21 protein-coding genes, 1 tRNA gene and 1 pseudogene are annotated in these 19,011 nt (G+C 71.9%); 8 read left to right on the top strand and 15 right to left on the bottom strand.

The annotated features are described in order from the left end of the window. Positions 1–5: 5 nt before the first annotated feature. On the bottom strand, positions 6–3,461 hold the full coding sequence (locus JZ5iCDA_RS19350) for a DUF5979 domain-containing protein (protein ID WP_069385882.1): 3,456 nt from the start codon (positions 3,459–3,461) through the stop codon (positions 6–8). Positions 3,462–3,739: 278 nt separating this feature from the next. Between JZ5iCDA_RS19350 and JZ5iCDA_RS03525 the strand changes: the two genes are divergently transcribed. The 3 genes from JZ5iCDA_RS03525 (at position 3,740) to JZ5iCDA_RS03515 (ending at position 6,243) form a co-directional block, all read left to right on the top strand. After that, positions 3,740–4,453 carry a DUF2306 domain-containing protein gene (locus JZ5iCDA_RS03525; protein ID WP_069385881.1) on the top strand — a complete coding sequence of 238 codons (714 nt, stop codon included), beginning with the start codon at positions 3,740–3,742 and terminating at the stop codon, positions 4,451–4,453. A 99-nt stretch (positions 4,454–4,552) separates the two neighbouring features. Beyond that, positions 4,553–5,599: a sensor histidine kinase gene (locus tag JZ5iCDA_RS03520; RefSeq protein WP_171905281.1), complete on the top strand. Its 1,047-nt coding sequence runs from the start codon at positions 4,553–4,555 to the stop codon at positions 5,597–5,599. Continuing rightward, positions 5,596–6,243, top strand: coding sequence for a response regulator (locus JZ5iCDA_RS03515; protein ID WP_069385904.1), 648 nt, complete (start codon positions 5,596–5,598; stop codon positions 6,241–6,243). Before JZ5iCDA_RS03520 ends, JZ5iCDA_RS03515 begins: the two co-directional genes overlap by 4 nt. On the opposite strand, the gene JZ5iCDA_RS03510 is transcribed toward JZ5iCDA_RS03515, so the two are convergent. From JZ5iCDA_RS03510 to JZ5iCDA_RS03495, 4 genes are all read right to left on the bottom strand, one after another. Continuing rightward, positions 6,240–7,025 carry an SCO1664 family protein gene (locus tag JZ5iCDA_RS03510; protein ID WP_069385879.1) on the bottom strand — a complete coding sequence of 262 codons (786 nt, stop codon included), beginning with the start codon at positions 7,023–7,025 and terminating at the stop codon, positions 6,240–6,242. The two genes, JZ5iCDA_RS03515 and JZ5iCDA_RS03510, sit on opposite strands and share 4 nt — an antisense overlap. Continuing rightward, on the bottom strand, positions 7,022–7,570 hold the full coding sequence (locus JZ5iCDA_RS03505; RefSeq protein ID WP_069385878.1) for a DUF3090 domain-containing protein: 549 nt from the start codon (positions 7,568–7,570) through the stop codon (positions 7,022–7,024). Before JZ5iCDA_RS03505 ends, JZ5iCDA_RS03510 begins: the two co-directional genes overlap by 4 nt. A 28-nt stretch (positions 7,571–7,598) precedes the next feature. Beyond that, a complete protein-coding gene (locus tag JZ5iCDA_RS03500) occupies positions 7,599–8,318 on the bottom strand; it encodes a histidine phosphatase family protein (protein ID WP_069385877.1) in 720 nt (239 codons plus the stop codon). Between the two features lie 83 nt (positions 8,319–8,401). Then, positions 8,402–8,866 (bottom strand): DUF4395 domain-containing protein, encoded by a 465-nt coding sequence (locus tag JZ5iCDA_RS03495; RefSeq protein ID WP_069385876.1) that lies wholly within the window; start codon positions 8,864–8,866, stop codon positions 8,402–8,404. A 61-nt stretch (positions 8,867–8,927) separates the two neighbouring features. Between JZ5iCDA_RS03495 and JZ5iCDA_RS17850 the strand changes: the two are divergent. Then, positions 8,928–9,233, top strand: a pseudogene (locus JZ5iCDA_RS17850) (S-(hydroxymethyl)mycothiol dehydrogenase); the annotation flags it as partial. Further along, complete coding sequence (locus JZ5iCDA_RS03490) at positions 9,230–9,844, top strand: MBL fold metallo-hydrolase (RefSeq protein WP_069385875.1); 615 nt, start codon at positions 9,230–9,232, stop codon at positions 9,842–9,844. The pseudogene JZ5iCDA_RS17850 and the gene JZ5iCDA_RS03490, both read left to right, overlap by 4 nt. Before the next feature lie 87 nt (positions 9,845–9,931). Here the strand turns inward: JZ5iCDA_RS03490 and JZ5iCDA_RS18270 are convergent, their stop codons facing one another. The 6 genes from JZ5iCDA_RS18270 to JZ5iCDA_RS03465 all read right to left on the bottom strand — a co-directional run bounded on the left by JZ5iCDA_RS18270 (position 9,932) and on the right by JZ5iCDA_RS03465 (position 14,844). Continuing rightward, on the bottom strand, positions 9,932–11,236 hold the full coding sequence (locus JZ5iCDA_RS18270) for a hypothetical protein (protein ID WP_139122939.1): 1,305 nt from the start codon (positions 11,234–11,236) through the stop codon (positions 9,932–9,934). Then, complete coding sequence (locus tag JZ5iCDA_RS03485) at positions 11,233–11,802, bottom strand: DUF4365 domain-containing protein (RefSeq protein WP_139122938.1); 570 nt, start codon at positions 11,800–11,802, stop codon at positions 11,233–11,235. The genes JZ5iCDA_RS18270 and JZ5iCDA_RS03485 overlap by 4 nt, the downstream gene beginning before the upstream one ends. Positions 11,803–11,948: 146 nt before the next feature. Continuing rightward, positions 11,949–12,022: transfer RNA gene (locus tag JZ5iCDA_RS03480), tRNA-Pro, on the bottom strand. 58 nt (positions 12,023–12,080) lie between these two features. Beyond that, positions 12,081–13,448: an MFS transporter gene (locus JZ5iCDA_RS03475; protein ID WP_253181935.1), complete on the bottom strand. Its 1,368-nt coding sequence runs from the start codon at positions 13,446–13,448 to the stop codon at positions 12,081–12,083. Continuing rightward, a complete protein-coding gene (locus tag JZ5iCDA_RS03470) occupies positions 13,445–14,089 on the bottom strand; it encodes a GntR family transcriptional regulator (RefSeq protein WP_083259620.1) in 645 nt (214 codons plus the stop codon). Before JZ5iCDA_RS03470 ends, JZ5iCDA_RS03475 begins: the two co-directional genes overlap by 4 nt. Before the next feature lie 104 nt (positions 14,090–14,193). Further along, entirely contained in the window at positions 14,194–14,844 is a 651-nt protein-coding gene (locus tag JZ5iCDA_RS03465; protein ID WP_069385872.1) for a GntR family transcriptional regulator, read from the bottom strand. Positions 14,845–14,967: 123 nt separating this feature from the next. On the opposite strand from JZ5iCDA_RS03465, the gene JZ5iCDA_RS03460 reads away from it, so the two are divergent. Together JZ5iCDA_RS03460 and JZ5iCDA_RS03455 are read left to right on the top strand one after the other, a co-directional pair. Then, positions 14,968–15,696 (top strand): alpha/beta fold hydrolase, encoded by a 729-nt coding sequence (locus tag JZ5iCDA_RS03460; RefSeq protein WP_069385871.1) that lies wholly within the window; start codon positions 14,968–14,970, stop codon positions 15,694–15,696. Positions 15,697–15,753: 57 nt separating this feature from the next. Next, a complete protein-coding gene (locus JZ5iCDA_RS03455; RefSeq protein ID WP_069385870.1) occupies positions 15,754–16,110 on the top strand; it encodes a nuclear transport factor 2 family protein in 357 nt (118 codons plus the stop codon). 114 nt (positions 16,111–16,224) lie between these two features. Here the strand turns inward: JZ5iCDA_RS03455 and JZ5iCDA_RS03450 are convergent, their stop codons facing one another. From JZ5iCDA_RS03450 to JZ5iCDA_RS03435, 4 genes are all read right to left on the bottom strand, one after another. After that, a complete protein-coding gene (locus JZ5iCDA_RS03450) occupies positions 16,225–16,761 on the bottom strand; it encodes a putative immunity protein (protein ID WP_069385903.1) in 537 nt (178 codons plus the stop codon). A 34-nt stretch (positions 16,762–16,795) separates the two neighbouring features. Beyond that, positions 16,796–17,158, bottom strand: a complete 363-nt coding sequence (locus tag JZ5iCDA_RS03445; RefSeq protein ID WP_069385869.1) for a hypothetical protein — start codon at positions 17,156–17,158, stop codon at positions 16,796–16,798. A 105-nt stretch (positions 17,159–17,263) separates the two neighbouring features. Beyond that, complete coding sequence (locus JZ5iCDA_RS03440; protein ID WP_069385868.1) at positions 17,264–17,467, bottom strand: cold-shock protein; 204 nt, start codon at positions 17,465–17,467, stop codon at positions 17,264–17,266. Further along, positions 17,449–17,745 (bottom strand): hypothetical protein, encoded by a 297-nt coding sequence (locus tag JZ5iCDA_RS03435; protein ID WP_069385867.1) that lies wholly within the window; start codon positions 17,743–17,745, stop codon positions 17,449–17,451. Before JZ5iCDA_RS03435 ends, JZ5iCDA_RS03440 begins: the two co-directional genes overlap by 19 nt. A gap of 443 nt (positions 17,746–18,188) precedes the next feature. On the opposite strand from JZ5iCDA_RS03435, the gene JZ5iCDA_RS03430 reads away from it, so the two are divergent. After that, positions 18,189–18,947, top strand: coding sequence for a cohesin domain-containing protein (locus JZ5iCDA_RS03430; RefSeq protein WP_069385866.1), 759 nt, complete (start codon positions 18,189–18,191; stop codon positions 18,945–18,947). The last annotated feature ends 64 nt before the right edge of the window (positions 18,948–19,011 follow it).

Here is a 19,011-nt window from a genome sequence, read left to right as displayed (position 1 = left end):
GCGCCCTACGACCGACGTCGTCGAGCACCGACGAGGAACGCGCCTGCGGCGACCGCGACCAGGGCGAGCACGACGGCCCCGAGCACGGAGACACCCGTCGCCGCGAGCGGTCTGGACCACGGTCCCGCGTCCGACGTGCGATCCGGCGTCGGGGTGGAGGTGGGCCCCGGCGTCGGCGTCGGCTCCGGCGTCGGTGTGGGCTCGGGCGTCGGTGTGGGCGTCGGCGTCGGCGTCGGCGTCGGGCCGGCCGCCGCGCTGTTCGTCACCGTGATCACCGCCGGCGCGTCCGGCCCCACCACGACGGACGCCGGGGCGACGGTCGGTTCGTCCCACGTCCAGGCGTCGCCGGGGACGCCAGGAAGCTCGCCCTCGGACGCCGTGCACGTGGACCCGACGGGAAGCGCCGTCGTGGACCCGGCGTCGGCGTCGAGCGTGGCGCTGCCCGCGCCGGTGACGGCCCACGTGCCGGTGTTCTCCTCGTCTCCCAGCGTGCAGGCCCACGTCCCGGAGTACGTCAGCCCGGCGGCGGCGTCGGGCGTGCCGTCGGCGAGCGCCTTGACGATCTGCGGGGTCGCGGTCACGCGCTGGACGGCGTTGGTGACGACGACCGGCTCCGGCGCGGCGCGGGTGGGGCGCGGGTCGACCGTCACCGTGGAGCCGCTGATCGTCGGCGGCAGCCACTCCCACGAGCCGTCGGGGAGGTCGGCCGGGTCCAGCTCGTCCTCGGAGACCGTGCAGACCGTCCCCGCCGGGACCGTCGGGTCGGGAGTCAGGGTCGCCGGACCGGCTCCGGTGACGCTCCACGTGCCCTCGACGACGTTCCCGTCGACGAGGCAGGACCACGTGCCCGTGTAGGTGACGTCGCCCAGGAAGTCGGGCGAGCCGTCGGGGAAGGTCTTCTCCACGGTGAGCGACGTGAGGACGCGGGTCACGTCGTTGCTCACCGTGATCGTGTTCTCCGCGAGGTCCGGGCCGATGGTGACGGCCGTCGGGAAGATCTGCGGGGTCTCCCACGCCCAGGAGTCGTCGGGCAGGTCCGCGGGGTCGAGCGCGTCCTCGGTGGCGGTGCAGACGGCGCCGAGCGGGATCGTGGACGGCTCACCGTCGTCGGCCACGAGCGCCGCGGTACCGGCGCCGGTGACCTCCCAGGTGCCGGTGATCTCGTCGGCGCCGGTCGTGCAGCTGTAGGCGCCGGAGAAGGGGATGTCGCCGAGCCAGGCCGGCGCGTCGTCGGGCAGGTCCTTGACGACCTGGAAGGCGCTGGCGGAGTTGGTGACCGTCACGGCGTTCGTCCCGCCGTCCTCGATCGTCACCACACCCCCGTCCCCGTCGGGGGCGGCGGGGTCGTAGGACGGGTCGAGCCACTGCCACGCTCCGTCCGGCAGGTCGTCGTCGGACGGGCCGTCCTCGGTGACGGTGCACTCGGACGTGACCGGCAGGTCGTCCGCGGCGGGATCGAAGGTCGCGTCCCCGGTGCCGACGGACTCCCAGGTGCCGCTGCTGACGACGTCGTCGTCGGTGCCGAGCACCCCGTCGAGCCCGGCGTACACGCACCGGTAGGCACCCGAGAACGTCACGTCCTCGACCCAGGCGGGGACGTCCCCGAGGAACTCCTTGGTGACCTGGAGGGGCGCGGTGGCCTGGCGGGCCGAGTTCGTGACCGTGACGGTGTTCGCGAGCGTGTCGTCCGCGGTGATCGTCACCGTGCCCGACGCCGGGTCGTCCGGAGTCTGGGGCGTGAACTCGGGCGTCCCCCAGCTCCACGACTCGTCGGGCAGCGCGCCCGGGTCGAGCGCGTCCTCCCGGACCACGCACACCGACCCGACCGGCACGTCCGTGGTGGAGCCCGGGTCGGGGACGAGCAGCGCCGACGCGGACCCCTGGACGCTCCAGACGCCCTCGTTCACCGTGACCGGGTCGGTCCCCGCGTACTCGCACCGGTAGGTCCCGGTGATCTCAACGTCGTCGACGACTGCCGACGGCGTCTCGGCGTCGAAACGCTTCTCGATGATCGGGTTCCCCGGCTCCGCGTTGGTCAGGGTGCAGACGATCGCCCGGCTCCCGCCCGGCGGGTCGCGCGGGGGCGTCGGGATGGTGAACGAGCGCTCGTCCGCGCCGTCGAGCTCGCCCTCGTACGGGCCCCACGCGGGGTCGTTCCGGTCCACGCACCGGTATCCGGTCTCGTACGCGGTGAGGTCCGTGCCCCCGGCACCGGTCTCGGTGATGGTGTGCGACCACGGCGTGGTGCCGTCCTCGTGCGTCGTGAGGATGCCGACCGGGCCGAACGTCACGTCCTGGAGCCCGTTCTCGTCCCCGCTCGTCGTGACGGGCACGCCGATCGCGGTGCCGTCGTCGCGCGTCGCCGAGACGGTGAACTGGTCGGACGGCTCGGCACGGTGGTTGACGAACTTGCGGACCTCCAGCGTGCTCGGCGAGGCGCACGTCGCGAGGTCCGTGGAGGCGCCGCCGCGAGCGGAGCTCCCCGGCTGCGCGGGCGCGAGGTCGACGAGGGCGACGTCCTGCGGACGCACCTCGGTGTCGGGCACGATCTCACCCGTGGAGGGGTCGACCCGGTACAGGAAGCCCGAGCCGAACGTCTCGTACAGGTACCCGTACGGTCCGAACGCGACCCCGACGCCGTTGGTGCGCCCGATGGGCGGCGACTGCTGCGGCGCGGCGTCGTCCGTCGCGGCACCGCCGGTGTCCGTGAGCGTGAGCTCGACCTGCTCCCCCGGCGTCGTCGGCAGCACGCCCGCCGGAGCGGTGAACTGCCGGGCCGAGGACTGCTCGCCGACGACGAAGTACAGCCGCCCGAGCGAGTCGAAGGCCATGTCCCCGCTGGAGCCCGTCGCGTCGGGCGTCTCCAGGTGGCCGGCGAGCCACACGTCCTGCGAGTCCAGGTCGAACGCGATGAGCGTGAACTGGTCGGAGTCGTTCCGGTGCGTGGCCGTGTAGTAGATGCCCGTGCTGAGGTCGACCGCGCCGTGCCGCGTCGTGTGGTTCGAGTCCAGCGCCCAGATCGTGTCGGGGATCCGGGTCGCCGTCAGCTCCTCGGTGAGCAGGTCGTACTCGTAGACGTTCCGGACGTCCTGCGGCCGCGGCGGCGCGTCCTCGTCGGCGTTGTTGCCGATGTAGCTCGTCGAGAACACCATCCAGCGCCCGCGGCCCTGCTCGTCGCGGCGGATGCCGAGCCCGTTGACCTGTTCGCTGATCGTGCTCGCGGGTGACGCCACGCCCGGCGTGAAGTCGGCGATCGTCTGGACCTCGCCGGTGGTGACGTCGATCCGTTCGATGCGGTTCACGCGCTGCCCGCCCACCAGGTCGTTCGGGCTGCGCAGGCTGTAGACGTACGGCGAGGCGGGCGTGCACTCGAGCAGGTCCTCCTCCGCCGCCACCGCCGGTCCAGGACTGCTCGTGACGTCGGCGACGGTGACCGCGACCGACAGGGTGAGTGCGCACACCGCCAGGGCCGCTACCCGTGACACGGCGTGCTGGATCGTTGCTCGGCGTCCTCGCATGTGCCCCCCTCAGCACGATGCTGCGGCGCGATCACCGGCTACTGCTTCGCGACCGTCCCCAGCACTCCTTGGTGGTTCATCGGTTCAGCGAGTGCGGCCGCACGTGGTCCACCACAGGTGCGTAGGCCGCCGCATCATCGTGACATGGGTCACGCTCTTCGGCCAGACATCGGCCACATGGCCGAAGCGCCGCGGCTCCACGTCGGCCGAGGATCGGCCCCATGGACACCGCACACGACGCCGCGCGCACCGCTCCTCGCACTGCGAGGCGCAGATCGTCACGCCGGGAATGGCTGATCGCGACGGGCCTCGTCGCCCTCGCCCTCGTCCCGTCGCTCGCCGGAGGGGTGCGCCTCGGCGAGATCGCCTCGGGGGCACCCGAGACGCCGGCCAACGCGCGCTTCCTCCAGGTGCCGCTCCCGGTCGTCCTGCACATCGTCGCGGCGGTGGTCTACGCCGTCGTCGGGGCGTTCCAGCTCCTGCCGGGCTTCCGGCGCCGGCACCTGGGCTGGCACCGCTTCACCGGGCGCTACCTGCTCGTGCCGGCCGGGCTGGTCGTCGCGGCGTCGGGACTGTGGATGACGGCCTTCTACGACGTGCCGCCGGTCGACCAGGGACCGCTCACCGTGTCCCGCTACCTCGTCGGCGTGGCGATGCTCGCGTTCCTCGTGCTCGGCGTGCGCGCGATCCTCCGCCGTGACGTGGTCCGGCACGGCGCGTGGATGATCCGCGCGTACGCCCTCGCCATGGGTGCGGGCACCCAGGTGTTGACGTCGGCCCCGTTCCTGCTGCTTCTCGGCGAGCCCGACGCCTTCTGGCGCACCGTGCAGATGGACGCCGGCTGGCTGATCAACATCGCGGTCGCGGAGTGGGTGATCGCGCGTCGTCGAGCCGCCGTTCGTCCCCACCCCCGCCGCGCCGCAGCAGTCGCCTGACCGGCGGCCGCTAGCATGCCGACCGTGCGACGCCGGCTGCGTGACCTCCTCGGACGTCCTGCGGCCGACGGCGATCGCAGACCGAGGCGACGGGACGCCGTGCTCGTCGGCGTCCTGGTCGGCGTGGCGGTCCTCGAGAGCACGGCGCGTCGCGATCTCGCGTGGCCCGTGGCGTCGGGCCTCGTGGCGGTCGCCCTCGTGTCGACCCTGCCGTGGCGGCGCATCCACCCGCTGCTCGTCGTCGCGGTGACGACGCTCCTCAGCGCCGGGTTCCAGGTCGCGCAGGCCGCCGCCGGCACCGGACCCGACGGGCTCGCGACGATGCTCGCGGTCCTCCTCGTCCCGTACGCGCTGTTCCGGTGGGGCACCGGCCGCGACCGGCTGCTCGGCGGGGCGATCCTCGCGGTCAGTCTGGTCCTGTCGGTCACGCTCGGTGGTGAGGGCATCCAGGGCGCGATCGCCGGCGTCGCGTTCCTCGGTGGTGCGTGCCTCGTGGGGGCGCTGCGCCGCGAGCGCGTGGTGGCCCGCGCCAGTCAGCTCGAGGCCGTCCGCGCCGCCGAGCGCGAGTCGCTCGCCCGCGACCTGCACGACACGGTCGCGCACCACGTGTCGGCCATCGCGATCCGCGCGCAGGTGGCGGCGACCGAGCCGGGCGACGCGCGCCGCGTCGCGGAGTCGCTCGGCGTCATCGAGCGCGAGGCGCAGGCCGTGCTGACCGACATGCGGTCGCTCGTCCGCTCGCTCCGTGCGCCCGCCGGGCTCGGCCCCTCGCCGGGCATGGCCGAGCTGGCGGCGCTCGCCGATCCTGGCCCGCCCGCCGTGACCGTGCGGCTCGACGGCACCGTGGACCTGCCCGACATCGTGGCGGCGAGCCTGTTCCGGATCGCGCAGGAGGCCGTCACCAACGCGCGGCGTCATGCCGACGGCGCGCGCGCGATCGACGTGGCGGTCACGGTCGACGGCGACGACGTGCTCCTGGTCGTCCACGACGACGGCGCCGGTGCGCGCTCCCCTGCCGGGTCCGGGCACGGGTTGCAGGGCATCGCGGAGCGCGCGGCGCTCCTCGGCGGCGAGGTCGCCGCCGGCCCCGATCCGGACGGCGGGTGGACGGTCCGCGCTCGCCTCCCCCGGTGGTCCGCCGCATGATCCGCGTCCTCGTCGCCGACGACCAGGAGCCGGTGCGCACCGGCCTGCGCCTGCTGCTCGACGCCCAACCCGGGTTCGAGGTGGTGGGCGAGGCCGCCGACGGCGCCGCGGCGGTGACGCTCGCCCGGGAGGTGCGGCCCGACGTCGCCCTGCTCGACGTCCGGATGCCCCGGCTCGACGGCATCCAGGCGACCGCGCAGCTGGCCGGCCCGGACGTGCCCGACCCGCTCGCGGTCGTCGTCATCACCACGTTCGACCTCGACGAGTACGTCTACGGCGCGCTCCGCGCGGGCGCGAAGGGGTTCCTGCTCAAGGGCGCGAGCCCGCACCTGATCGTCGAGGCGCTGCAGGCGGCGGCGGACGGCGACGCGCTCATCTCACCACGCATCACGACGCGGCTGCTGGCGGAGTTCGCGCGCCCGCCGAAGAGACCCCGCGAGCCCGTCGCGCCGCTCAGCGAGCGCGAGGAGCAGGTGCTCGCGCTGCTCGCCGCAGGCCTGACGAACGACGAGATCGGCGCCCGTCTCTACCTCTCGCGCGGCACGATCAAGACGCACATCGGCGGCATCCTCACCAAGCTCGAGGCGCGCAACCGCGTCGAGGCGGCGATGTGGGCGTACGAGACGGGCCGCACCACCGGCTAGAAGAGCGGCCACGGGACGGCGGGCATGTCGCCCGACGGGGCGGGGAACCGTGCCGCGCTCAGCAGCCGGTCGCACCGGTCCGCGAGCGCGGCGACCTCGTCCGCCGTCAGCAGGTCGTCCAGCCGGCGCGCGAGGTCGCCGTCGAGACCCGTGCCGAGCTCGTCCCGGACGCGCGCGACGCCGGCGAGCTCGTCGTCGCTGAGGCTCGTGCCCAGCCAGCCCCACAGCACCGTGCGGAGCTTGGGCTCGACGTGGAACGTCACGCCGTGGTCGACGCCGAGACGCCGCCCGTCCGCGAGCGGCAGCACGTGCCCGCCCTTGCGGTCGGCGTTGTTGAGCACGACGTCGAGCACCGCCATCCGGCGCAGCGCCGCCGAGTCCTCGTGGACCAGGGTGACGGGCTGCTCGTCCTCGCCGATGCCCTCCAGCACCGACCGCACGCCGTCGGCCGGGACCTCGGGTGTCGGCACGACGTCGACCGGTGACTGGGACGCGTCGGTCTCCTGCCAGAGCTGCACCATGCCCGGCCCGAGCGGCCCGTCGCGCAGCCACGTGCGGGGCACGACGCCCCACCCGGTCGTCTCCGAGATGAGGTACGCCGCGACCTCGCGGCCGGCGAGCGTGCCGTCGGGGAAGTCCCACAGCGGCCGCTCCCCCTCTACCGGCTTGTAGACGACGTCGACGCCGCCGACGCGGGCGCGGAACGTCGCGTTGGAGGCAACGCGGATGCGTCCGACGACCTCGAGCGGTGCCGCGTCGAGGTCGTCGTGCGGGGTGGTCACGCCTCGTCGGGCAACGCGCACTCGTGCCCGTCGGGGTCCATGGGCTCACCGCACCGCGGGCACTGCGGGCGGCCGGAACGCACGACGGCGCGCGTGCGCTGCACGAAGGCGCGCGCCGTCCCGACGGGCATCCGGACGAGGAGCGCCTCCTCCGGCTCGGGCTCGTCCTCGTCGGGGTCCAGGTCGTCGGCGTCCACGAGCGGGAACGCCTCGACGACGACCTGCGCGGTGCGCGGGTCCCAGGTGAGGCGCATGGAGCCCGTGCGGAACTTCTCCTCGACCGGGAAGTCGAGGGGGTCGTCGTCGACGAGCTCGGCGGGCACGTCGGCGGGGACGCTCCACTTGTTGTCAGAGTCGTCCATCAGCTCGTCGAGGACGCGGTCGATCGTCTCGGCGAGGACGGCGGACTGCTCCTTCTCGAGGACGACGCTCGTCGTCCGGGTGCCTTCGCGGGCCTGCAGGTAGAACGTGCGGGATCCGGGCATTCCGACCGTGCCGACCACGACCCGGTCGGGCCAGTCGAACGCGTGCACGAGGGTAGGCATGGCCACCACTCTACGAGCGCACCGCCCGTCAGGACGGCTGTGGGCCGACCTCGCCGTCGGCCTCGCTGTGGCCGGCGCCGCCACCGACGGGAGCGTCGCCCGCCGGTGCGACGGCGCGCAGCCACGACAGGTCGCCGGCCTCGCTGTTCGTCGCGATCACCTCCGGCCGGTGCGGGCCGTACCGCACGATCGAGACGGACGCCGGGCCGACGACGATGCGCTGGAACAGGTCCAGGTGCATGCCGAGCGCGTCCGCGAGCACGGACTTGATCACGTCCCCGTGGGACACCGCCGCCCAGACCGCGTCGGGGCCGAAGCGCGCCGCGACCTCAGCGTCGTGCTGCCGGACCGCCGCGACGCTCCGGGCTTGCATCGCGGCGAGCGACTCCCCGCCCGGGAACGCCGCCGCCGACGGCTGCGTCTGCACCACCGACCACAGCGGCTCTGCCGCGAGGTCCTTGAGCGCCTGCCCCTGCCACTGCCCGTAGTCGCACTCGGTGATGCCCTTCTCGATCACTAGCTCCGGCGACCCGGTCTGGCGTTCGACGAGCGCCCGCGACGTCTGGCGGCAACGTTCGAGCGGGCTCGTGACCACACGAGAGATCGGCACCCCTGCCGTGCGCTCGGCCGCCCGGACCGCCTGGTCGCGCCCGACGGCGTCGAGCCGGACGCCGCGCGCCCGGCCGGCGAGGATCCCTCCGGCGTTCGCGGTGGTGCGGCCATGGCGGACGAGGAGGAGCGTGGGCATGCAGCGAGCGTAGGGGTTCCCATCGACGCGCGACGTATGGCGCGGTGCCCGTCGCACGGGTACCGCGGCTCGTCCCGTCGAGGTCAGGCCTGTCGCGGGCGGCGGATCAGCAGATAGGCCTTGCAGCCCAAGCACAACCCCGTGAAGGCATTGAGTGCCGCGACGCCGAGTGCGAGCAGCGTCAGGATGTAGCCGGTGACGTCGAAGCCGGTGACGAAGAGGACCAGCGCGAAAGCGGTGAGCACGAAGCCGATGAACTGCGCGAACCTCGGCGGCCGAGCGTCCTCCAACCTGGCCGGCGGCCCGATGCGCGGCCAGATGAGACGGGCATAGATCTGAGCCCAGAGCGACCACTGAAAGCTGACGAACGCGGTGAAGGCGAATACCGCGACCTGAGAGGCCAGCAGGCCGAGGGCAAGCGGCCGGACGACGTCGACGAAGATCAGCGCGACGGCGAGAACGCCGGCAGTCGCCCCAGCGCTGAATCGCAGAAGTCGCGGATCGACCTGGCCACGGAGCGGGCACGCGGTGATGCTGGAGCCGGGCATGACGGCCTCCGCGAGGTAGGCGCTGACTGCTCCTCTTCAGCCTAGGCCGCTGTCCGACGTCACGTACACGCAGGCCTTCGAGGCGCGCGAACTCGCCGGGCGTGTCGTCCTCGTCGGCGTCCCAGACCCGGGCACCACGATCACGCTCCCCCTCGACGAGGTCTTCGGGCGGGGCGGCTCGCTCAAGTCCGCCTAGTACGGCGACGCGCTGCCGTCGCGCGACTTCCCGATGCTGGTGGACCAGTACCGGCTGGGCAGGCTGGACCTCGACGCCTTCGTCACCGAGCGCATCGGGCTGGGCGACGTCGAGGCGGCGTTCGACAAGATGAAGGACGGTTCCGTGCTGCGATCGGTGGTGGAGCTGTGAGCGCGCGCATCGAGCACCTCGAGACGTCCGGCGTGTTCACCCTGGACGGTGGCTCGTGGGAGGTCGACAACAACGTCTGGATCGTCGGCGACGACGACGAGTGCGTCGTCATCGACCCGGCCCACGACGTCGACGCGATCAGCAAGCAGGTCGGCGAGCGTCGCGTCGTCGCCATCGTGCTCACCCACGGTCATGACGACCACGTCGCAGAGGCTCCACGCGCCGCGTCGTTCGTCGGTGCGCCGACGTACCTTAACCCGGCCGACCTGGCGCTGTGGCGCCGGACGCACGCCGACCACGAGCCCACACACGAGCTGTGGGACGGCGACACGATCCAGGTCGCCGGACTCACCATCGAGACCATCCACACGCCCGGCCACACCCCCGGCTCGACCTGCCTGTTCATCCGCGAGGGGTTCGACACGCCCGTGCTGTTCAGCGGCGACGCCCTGTTCCAGGGTGGCCCCGGTGCGACGGGTCGTTCGTACTCCAACGAGCGCGTCATCAAGGACTCGATCCGCCGGCGGATCTTCACGCTCCCGGCGGAGACCGTCGTCCACACCGGCCACGGCCCAACGACGACAGTGGCCGACGAGGCTGCGGCTCTCTGACCACCGTCTCTCGGGCGGCGGCGTACGCCGCCGCCCGAAAGATCGCACCTGACGCGGAGGAGCCGCACCCGCGGTCTCAACTTCAAATCAGTCCAGAACCGGACCTTCAGACGATTTCGGCCGTTCACCGGTCAAGCGTTCTATCCGATCAGACTGGTATCGCTGAAGAAACTCCGTATTGACGGTGAGCCTGTCAACAATCTTCCACCGGTTGCCCACCTTGCCGAGCACACCTTCCGCGCTGAACGGTAGATGATGGCGATGTGCGTAGATTGCCCAGTCGTAAGCTACTCCCGCAAGATCAATCCCAATCTTACGGGTCGCGCCTTCAATGTCCGCGAGGACATGCACTTCTCCCGATTCTCGGCCATCACTCGCATCCCGCGACAAAGAGACAACTGGCCCGACCACCTGCGCGACGTCTGACGCCTCTGTGCGACGCTTCATGCGCTCTATCGTTATCGGCAGGCGGTCAACCTCCGCGGGTTCGAATGCGACTTCACGGGGTGAGTCCGGCTCCGCTCCGAGCACCGGTGACCACTCGAACTTAAGGTCGAGGCCCGTCGAGTTTGCCTCCGTCGAGATCTCCTCAAGAGCTTCGACGATGGGCACCGTCATTCCATGCTCCTGCGCAACGTCGAGTTCGACGAAGTCGTCGCCTCTCCGAAGATGACGCCTTGTGACGTCAAGACTTTTACTTAGCGTGGTCATGACGCGGCGCGTGAAGTCGACCTCACTCGGTGCGATCGGATCGAGATTGGACGCGAATGAAGGTGCACCTTCTCGCTCATCGAACACCTGTTCCTCGACCACGCGTTCGGGAGTCGCATGAGCCACTGAAGGTTCGGTGGGCCTGTCCTGCAGGCGCGCGGCTACTGTAATGATGAAGCTGCCGCGTCGAGTGTGCCCCATGCGAAGATCTTCATTGAGGAACGTCGAGACGCGCTCTGACGTGCGACCTGTGCCCCGCGCATTCGGATTATTCGTGATGATCGCGGCACTCTTTACCATCTTTTCGATCGCGTCGATGGTTGAGCTCGCTTGCCGAAGCGGGATGGTGCCATCCGGGTCTGAACTTCGGACGCGGATATAGAAGATGTCCGCATGCACGCTTGCGACTTGTTCCGCGAGTTGAGAAACCGACCAATCGAAAACCTCAGCGATGCGGTTCGCTGCCTCGGAAAGCCGGCGATCGAAGTCAGCACTCGATTGATCCCGTGGGATGTGCACAATGCTTGCACGCCGCGAACTATCGTCGGCGTGTACCCATGTCTCCCTGAAGGGCAATTGCGAGTGCAATGTCCAGGCCTGCACAGCAAGGAACTGGTGCAAAGAACGAGGGCGAAGAATGTCGACGAACTGGCTGAACTCGTCACCTTTACCCCGGATCATGCCGCAGTCCGCCAGCGAGCGGCCTCGCTCATGAGCTCCAATAGCACAGGAGCGGTCAGGAGGTTCTGATACGGCAGATGAACCACCTGCGACTCCTGGCCGTCGGGAATACGGGGCAAATCTTGGCCACGTAGGTAGTACGGCTTGCAGTAGGCGTACAATCCGTCTTCCGGCCAATCAAGCCAGTGTCCAGGGTGCTCCGGCACGACAACGACACATAGCAGAGCCATCGATTGGCGATTCTCCGCCGCCAACAGCCTCGACGTTCTGCCGTCGAGCTGCCAAGCGACGTGGTCTTCGCGGAGTGTACGCTCCTGGCCGGTGCACTTCATCTGCAGGTCAAGGCTGGGCCCGTAGGTGTGAGGGGTGTAGTCGTGGGACGAACTGATCGTCACATCCCTGCCGTCGTAGTCCATTCCCCAGCGACCAACGTCGAGCCCCGCGCTCGAGGCAAGCATTTCAACGACTGCAATGCTGAGCTTCTCCTTAAGCGCAGACACAGGGGGAATTTCGTCCAACAGTTCGTGACTGTACGGGCGTTCCGCAGCAGCTGCCCCGACCGACATGGCGAGGACGCTAGCACGCGCGCGATCGACTATGGGCCCGATCACCGGGTGATTCTCGCCGTGCCCCTACCCGTCCCCGAGGAAAGCAGAGGCCGGACCTGCAAGAGCAGGTCCGGCCCTTCTTGATGACGTCACGTCTCAAACTGTCGGGCTGACAGGATTTGAACCTGCGACCCCCTGACCCCCAGTCAGGTGCGCTACCAAGCTGCGCCACAGCCCGTGGCTAGTTTCACCGGGTCGGTCTTGAGCGATCCGGACCCCGTGAAGCCTCGGATACTCTACCCCATCCGCGCCTCGTCGAGCGCACCGTTTGCCCCGGTCGCGGCTGTGCGGTCGGTCTCGCCGCCGGGCTCCAGCGCGATGTCCCGCTCCCCCGTCGGCAGGTGCACACGCCAGGCGAACGCGACGATGACAAGGCACGTCGCCGCGATGACGAGCCCGCCGAGGAACATCTGCGCGTACGTCCACCGCACGGACAGCGCGGCGAGCGCCACGGGCACGCAGAACCCGACGTACGTCATCGAGTAGTACACGGCGGTGAGCCCAGCAAGGTCGTCCGGCGTCGCGATGCGCTGCACCTCGCTGAGCCCGGCGACGAGCGCGAGCCCGTACCCGGCGCCGAGCACCATCGCGGCGACGAGCGCCGTCGGGAGGTCGAGCCGCGCGCTGGCGAGCGCGCCGACGCCCATGCCGACGACGACGATCGCCATCGCCACGACCGACGCCCGCGCGCTGCGCCGCGTGTCGATGAGCCGGCCGAGCACCTGGATCCCGACCCCGCACCCGAGCCCCAGCACCGTCATGAGCCCGGAGAAGGCGATGGGTGTGCCGCCTGCGCGGTCGGACACGAGGCCGGGCAGCACCGCGTAAGCGCTGCCCGCGCACCCGAACACCCAGGGCGCCACGGGTACGACGACGCGGAGGAACCGCCGGTGCGCGACCGCCGGGACGCGCAGGTCGTCGAGCAGTCGACCGTGCCCCGCGCCGTCGACCCTTGCCCCAGCCGCTCGGCGCGTCTCGGGGACGCTGAGCACCCACACGCCGGCCACGGCCGCGAGCGCCCCGTGCAGCAGGTACGCCATGTGGGTGGGCCAGGGCGCCCACTGCGCGAGCACGGCTGCGACGCCGGCGCCGACGAGGAACCCGAGCGTGAGGGCGAGGCCCGCGCGTCGGGCGCCGGTCCCGCCGTCGGGCACGCCGGACGCTCGCGCTGCGGCGTCGCTGAGCTCCTTGACCCACGTGGTGCCGACGGCCATGACGAGGCCGAGCGCCACCCCGCACAGCACGCGCCCGGTGGCGAGCAGCGCGGCGGACGACTCCCCCGCCGCGAGCACGAGTGACCCGAGGAGCGAGACGGGCGCCGCGGGCAGAAGCAGCGGTCTGCGTCCGAACCGGTCGGACAGCGGCCCGCCGAGCAGCAGCGCGGGCACGATGCCGAGCACGTACGCGGCGAGCAGGGCGTCGACGGTCACGGCCGAGAAGTCGCCCACCTCCCGGTACATCACCAGCAGCGGCGTGAACTCGTTGCCGCCCCACGCGACGGCGAACATCGTCAGGGCAACCGGCAGCCACGCCCGGTGCCCGACGCGCGGAGCCTCCTGGGTCTGCCGGCGCACCTCGGTCACGACGGCGGTCGGGCGGCTCACAGGCCGGCCCGCGCGTCGTCGAGGTGGCGGTGGAGGCGGCGCAGGTAGGTGCGGGTGTCGCGCAGCTCGAGGGCGTCGACGAGCCCGCGATGACCCTCGACGAACGTCGTGGCACGGCCCGGGTCCCACCGGACGCTGTGCGCGATCATCCGCTGCTGGCGCTCACGCAAGGTTGCGTGGAACCCGGTGAGCAGGCCGTTGCCGCCCGCGGCGACGATCTCGGCGTGGAAGCGCGCGTCAAGGGCCGCGTACTCGGCGACATCCCCGTCGGCGACGGCTGCTTCCTGCGCGGTGACGAGGTCGCGCAGCAGCGCGACGAGGGTGGCGAGTTCGGCGTCGGACAGGCGCACGACCGCCTGGGCCGCGTGGGCCTCGACGAGGAGGCGTGCGTCGAGGACGTCGTCCGCCTCCCCCGGCGCGACCGGCACGACGAGCGCCCCTCGCTTCGGGTACAGGCGCAGCAGCCCCTCGGTCTCGAGGCGGAGGAACGCCTCGCGCACGGGCGTGCGGCTCACGCCCAGCTGCTCGGCGATTCCGCCCTCGCTCGTCATCGACCCGCCGGGCAGGCTCCCGTCGAGGAGGAGCCGCTTCACGTGACGGTACGCCTGCTCCGTGGCAGATCCGCTGGTCGTACGAGGCATAGATACATCATGCATCTTTGGTGTGCGCGACTTCGACCCGATCCGTATCCGGCGCCGCATGACGCACGCCACAGGCGGCGCGCACACGCATCGCTCTCAGCGCCTCACCCGGTGCCGGGCAGCAGGCTCGACCAGATGCCGGCAGCCACGGCGGCGGCGCCCTCGACGTCTCTGGCCGTGCACAACCGGATGAGCTCGTCGTGCCGCGCGATCGACTCCCGTGCGTCGGGCGCGGCGAAGCGCAGCCGCTCGGCGCGGCGGAGCAGGGGTGTGTACTGCTCGAGCACGTCGGCGACGGCCCGGTTCCCGGCCACCTCGACCGGGATGCCGTGCAGCTCGTCGTCCGCGGCCACGGCGGCGTCGACGTCACCGGCCTCGACCGCGGCGGCGAAGCGGCGGGCGGCGTCGCGCATCGCGTCGAGGTCGGCGTCGGTGAGGAGCGGCACGGCCTCGCCCACGGCCAACCGGTGCATCGCGGCGACGACGTCGCGCGCCTCACGGAGCGTGCGGGGGTCCAGCTCGCTCACCACGGTCGACCGGCCGGGTCGCGCGACCACGAGACCGCTGTGCGCGAGCCGGAGCAGCGCCTCGCGCACGGGTGTACGGCTGACGCCGAGCCATGCGGCGAGCTCGCCGTCGCGCAGCTGCTCACCTGGTTCGAACGTGCCGTCGACGATCGCGTCGCGCAGGCGGCCGTAGACGTCGTCGCGCAGAAGCCGGCGACCGGTGGCGGGGGCATGGGTAGGGACGGGCACCAGCCCATTGTGTGGCAGCACCGCGGGATCGGCGGGAAGCGACATGAAATATATTGCATACCGCAGGTGTTCCTCTGTGCGTGCCGGGAGGGTCCCGGCCAGCCCACGAAGGGAAGCACCGACATGAGCACCTCCACGACGAAGCAGACCATCGTCCTCGTCCACGGCGCGTTCGCCGACTCGTCGAGCTGGAACGGGTCGATCCCCGACCTCCAGGCGGCCGGCCACCGCGTCCTCGCGGTCGCCAACCCGCTGCGCGGCCTCGAGCACGACGCCGCGTACCTGCGCAGCGTCCTCGCCGGCATCGACGGACCCGTCGTGATCGTCGGTCACTCCTACGGCGGCTCCGTCATGTCCGTCGCGGCCGAGGGCAACGCCGACGTCACGGCCCTCGTCTACGTCGCGAGCTTCCTGCCGGAGATCGGCGAGAGCACCGGCGAGCTGGCCGCGAAGTTCCCGGGCGCCCAGCTGGGTGCAGCGCTCACCCCGATCCCGGCGCCGGCACCCGATGGGGGCACGGGTGACGACCTGTACATCCGCCCGGAGCAGTTCCGCGCCGTGTTCGCCGCGGACGTGCCCGCCGAGACCGCCGCGCTGATGGCGGCCACGCAGCGCCCCATCCTCGGCCAGGCGCTCGCCGACCCGCTGACCGCGGCGGCCTGGCGGTCGATCCCGTCGTGGAGCCTCGTCGCACGGCAGGACCTCGCGATCCCCCTCGAGTCCGAGCGCTTCATGGCCGAGCGAGCCGGGGCCACGACCGTCGAGGTCGACGCCTCGCACGCCGTCAGCGTCTCCCGGCCGGACGCCGTCACGGAGATCGTCCTCGACGCCGCCCGCACGACGGCGCGCTGACCCGTCTCCCCACCACCCGACCTTGAAGCGGGACCGCCCCGCGGAACGGAGACCGCTGTGCACGACACCTGCACCGCGTACGACCCCACGACCCTGCCCGAGGCGGTCGTCGCCTACCTGGACGCCCGCGACGAGAACCGTCAGGACGACGCGACAGCGGTCTTCGCGCCGGACGCCACGGTCCTCGACGACGGCCGGACGTACTCGGGCGCGGAGGAGATCCGCGCCTGGGTCGCCCGGACCTCCACCGAGTACACCTACACGAGCACTCGCATCGGGCAGGACACCGCAAACGAATCCGGCGCGGTCGTCATCGTCCGCCTCGACGGGGACTTCCCCGGCGGCACCGTGACCCTGCGCTACCAGTTCGAGCTCCGGGACGGACTCGTCACACGGCTCGCCATCGAGGTCTGACGGCTCGACGCACCTCGACCGAAACCTGTCTGCCGCACCGGCCCGCTCGGCCCCCTCTGGGCCGAGCGGGCCCTTGCTGTCCGGACGGCAGGGGGCGGCGGGCGGTGCGCTTCGTCATGCCTTGGGACCGTCGCTGGACGCCCTCAGCGAGCCGTCGAGCCTCCTGACCAGCTCACCGAGACGGCCTCCCCCGCCAGGTGCCGCGGGGTAGCGGCGCAGCACGTCAATGACGGTCGGCGGCACTTCCCACCTCGCCCGATCGAGCTCCGCCTCCCCGAGGACGAGGTCGCCACCGGCGTCGAGCTCGGCCGCGAGCGCCGCGTGCGCGGCCGAGCCGAGGAGGTGCTTCACCTGAGTGGCCTTGGCGAGCGGATGGAGGAATGCCGCGCCTGCCGCGTGGCTCGCCGCGCGGGCGGCGTGCTCGGCCACCGGCGTGGGTGCCTCTCCTGCCGATTTGAGGGCGGCGAACGCGACAGTCCGAAGGGTCTTCGTGCGCGGGCCGCCGTCGGCGAACGCGGCCGCGGCGTCGATCGCCTCTCGCGCGCGCAGATCAGCGGATACGTCCCGTTCGTAGAGCGGCAGGGCGCGTACCGCGCACCGCGCGGCGTACCCGGCGACGGCACGGATCTCGTCGAGCGTCAGGTCGACCATGGACGCCCCCGACCGCGGTTGATCGTCGAGCCGGTCAGGCGAGTGCGACATCGCTTCGCTCCGACCCGGTCGAGGCCGTCAGAGGAGACGTGATCGTCGCTCCCCCGGTGGACGCCACGGCCAGGCCGGGATACGCGACCGGCGCGCGGTGGAGGACGGCTGCGATGCCGACGCACGCGGCAACGGTCAGCGCGACACGAGTCCAGCGGATGCCGCGCGTCCGTCGCTCCCAGGCGGCGCGGCCGGCTCGTTCCCGAGCCGGATCCCCCGAGCCGGCTGCCTGGTCGGCGACGGTTCGCGCACGTTCCCTGGCGGCCGTCGTCGCCACCATCAGAGCGATGTAGACGAGAAGGACGAACCCGGCCCACACCACGTCTGCCGCCCCACCGTGCGTCATGCGCGTCACCCTAGCGATCCGGTCCCGGAGACGACAGAAGGGCCGCGCGGAGGCGCGGCCCTTCTGCGTGATGCTCTCAGCGCGGTGTGCGCCGGGGAGGCGTCGTCAGAGCGCCTGGATGTTCGTCGCCTGCGGGCCCTTGGGGCCCTGCGTGACGTCGAACGACACGCTCTGGTTCTCCTCGAGCGAGCGGTAGCCATTCCCGGCGATCTCGCTGTAGTGGGCGAACACGTCGCCGGAACCGTCGGAGGGGGCGATGAAGCCGAAGCCCTTCTCCGCGTTGAACCACTTCACAGTGCCTGTAGCCATGATGTCTTCTCTCGTCGATACGTCCGGCCCGCGGACGCGGGAACGGTGGTCCAGCGCCGCAGGGCGCTGACGGTGGTGGGGCGGGCGCGGTCGGCGCCCGCCGTGGAGGTGCCCCGGGAGGCGAGCAGCGCACGGGCCTGCTCGAGCCCGTCGACGACGGCGAGCGCCCGCGTGTAGCGGTCGTGCACGTGGAAGCCGTCGGGGCGTCGGGTGACCAGTCCCGCGTACTCGCCGTCCGACGTCGCGACCCACAGGTCGTCGTCGGCGGGCCGCAGCACGAGGTCCGGTCCGGGTGTGCCCGGAGCCGCAGTGGGCGTCGTCGGGCGGTCAAGCGTGGGGAAGGTGATGTGTTCTCTGCTCTCGCTCCGCGCTCGTGGGCGGAGATCTCGACGGCAGCGTCTGCTGCCTGGTGCGCACGGCCTCGCTCCGATGCTGAGGACCGAAGAACGTCGCGGAAACCGATGCCGGCGACGTGAACGCAACCTCGAGCCTACACGGGATCTTGTGCACCCGAGGACACGCCTGCGGTGCACCTCGCGGCGGACGGCTCGAGCACAGCGCTGACCAGCAGGAACACCGCCCGAGGACGAGGACGTCGCTGCTAACGCCCCGGAAACGACGGCGAAACAGGTTGCTGTGAGCATCCGTCTCGGCAGGGGGCGCCCGCCCGCGACCTGGGCCCCTGTGCGCCCCGCCCGCCCGAGGAAGGAACCGCTCCCCCATGACCCACGCCACCACGCGCCGTCGGGCACGACGACGCGCCGCGCTCGCCGGCGGCCTCGCGCTCGCCGCGAGCCTGCTCGCCGTGCCGGCCGCCCACGCCGCGCCGACGGTCGCCCAGATCGACGTGATTGCGCCCGCGTCCGTCGACGCCGGCGCCCCGATCGAGGTGACCGTCGCCGCCACCGGCGCCGTCGACCTGTACGCGTACGACCTCGCGGTCGCCTACGACCCCGACCTCGTCACCTACGTGGCGGACAGCGCCGTGACGCCCGACGGCGGGTTCTCCGACGTCACCGACGACGGCGCGGGCACGGTCGCCGTCACGCACACGCGCCTCGGCTCCTCGCCCGGCCTGGAGGGCGACCTGACCCTCGCGACGCTCACCTTCACGGCCGTCGCCGGCGGCGGCGCGGCGTTCGACGTCCCGGCCGTCACGCTCGTCGGAGCCGACTCCGCCACCGCCGAGCTCACCGACGCCGGCACCGCGACGACGACCATCACCGCCGCCCCCGTGCCGACGGACGACCCGACAGACACGCCCACCGGCCCCGGAACCTCCGAGCCCGGCGACGACGACGCGTCCGACCCGTCGCCGTCCGCCACGGCCGGCTCCGGCTCGGGCGCCTCGGGCGGATCCGGAGGCCCGCTCGCCTCGACCGGCGCGAGCGTCGCGGCGATCGTCGCGGCCGCGCTGCTCGCCGTCGCGACGGGCGTCGGCGTCCTGGTCGCTCGCCGTCGGGCGGTGGCGAAGCGATGAGCCGACCGACAACCACTGCACCCGAGCCCGCGGGCGGCGCGACGCCGCCGGCACCCAGCACCCG

The sequence above is a fragment of the Cellulosimicrobium cellulans genome, from assembly GCF_001722485.1.
GTDB lineage: Bacteria > Actinomycetota > Actinomycetes > Actinomycetales > Cellulomonadaceae > Cellulosimicrobium > Cellulosimicrobium cellulans_A.
Note: the sequence above shows the minus strand (reverse complement) of the source record. Positions and strands in the feature narration are given on the sequence as shown.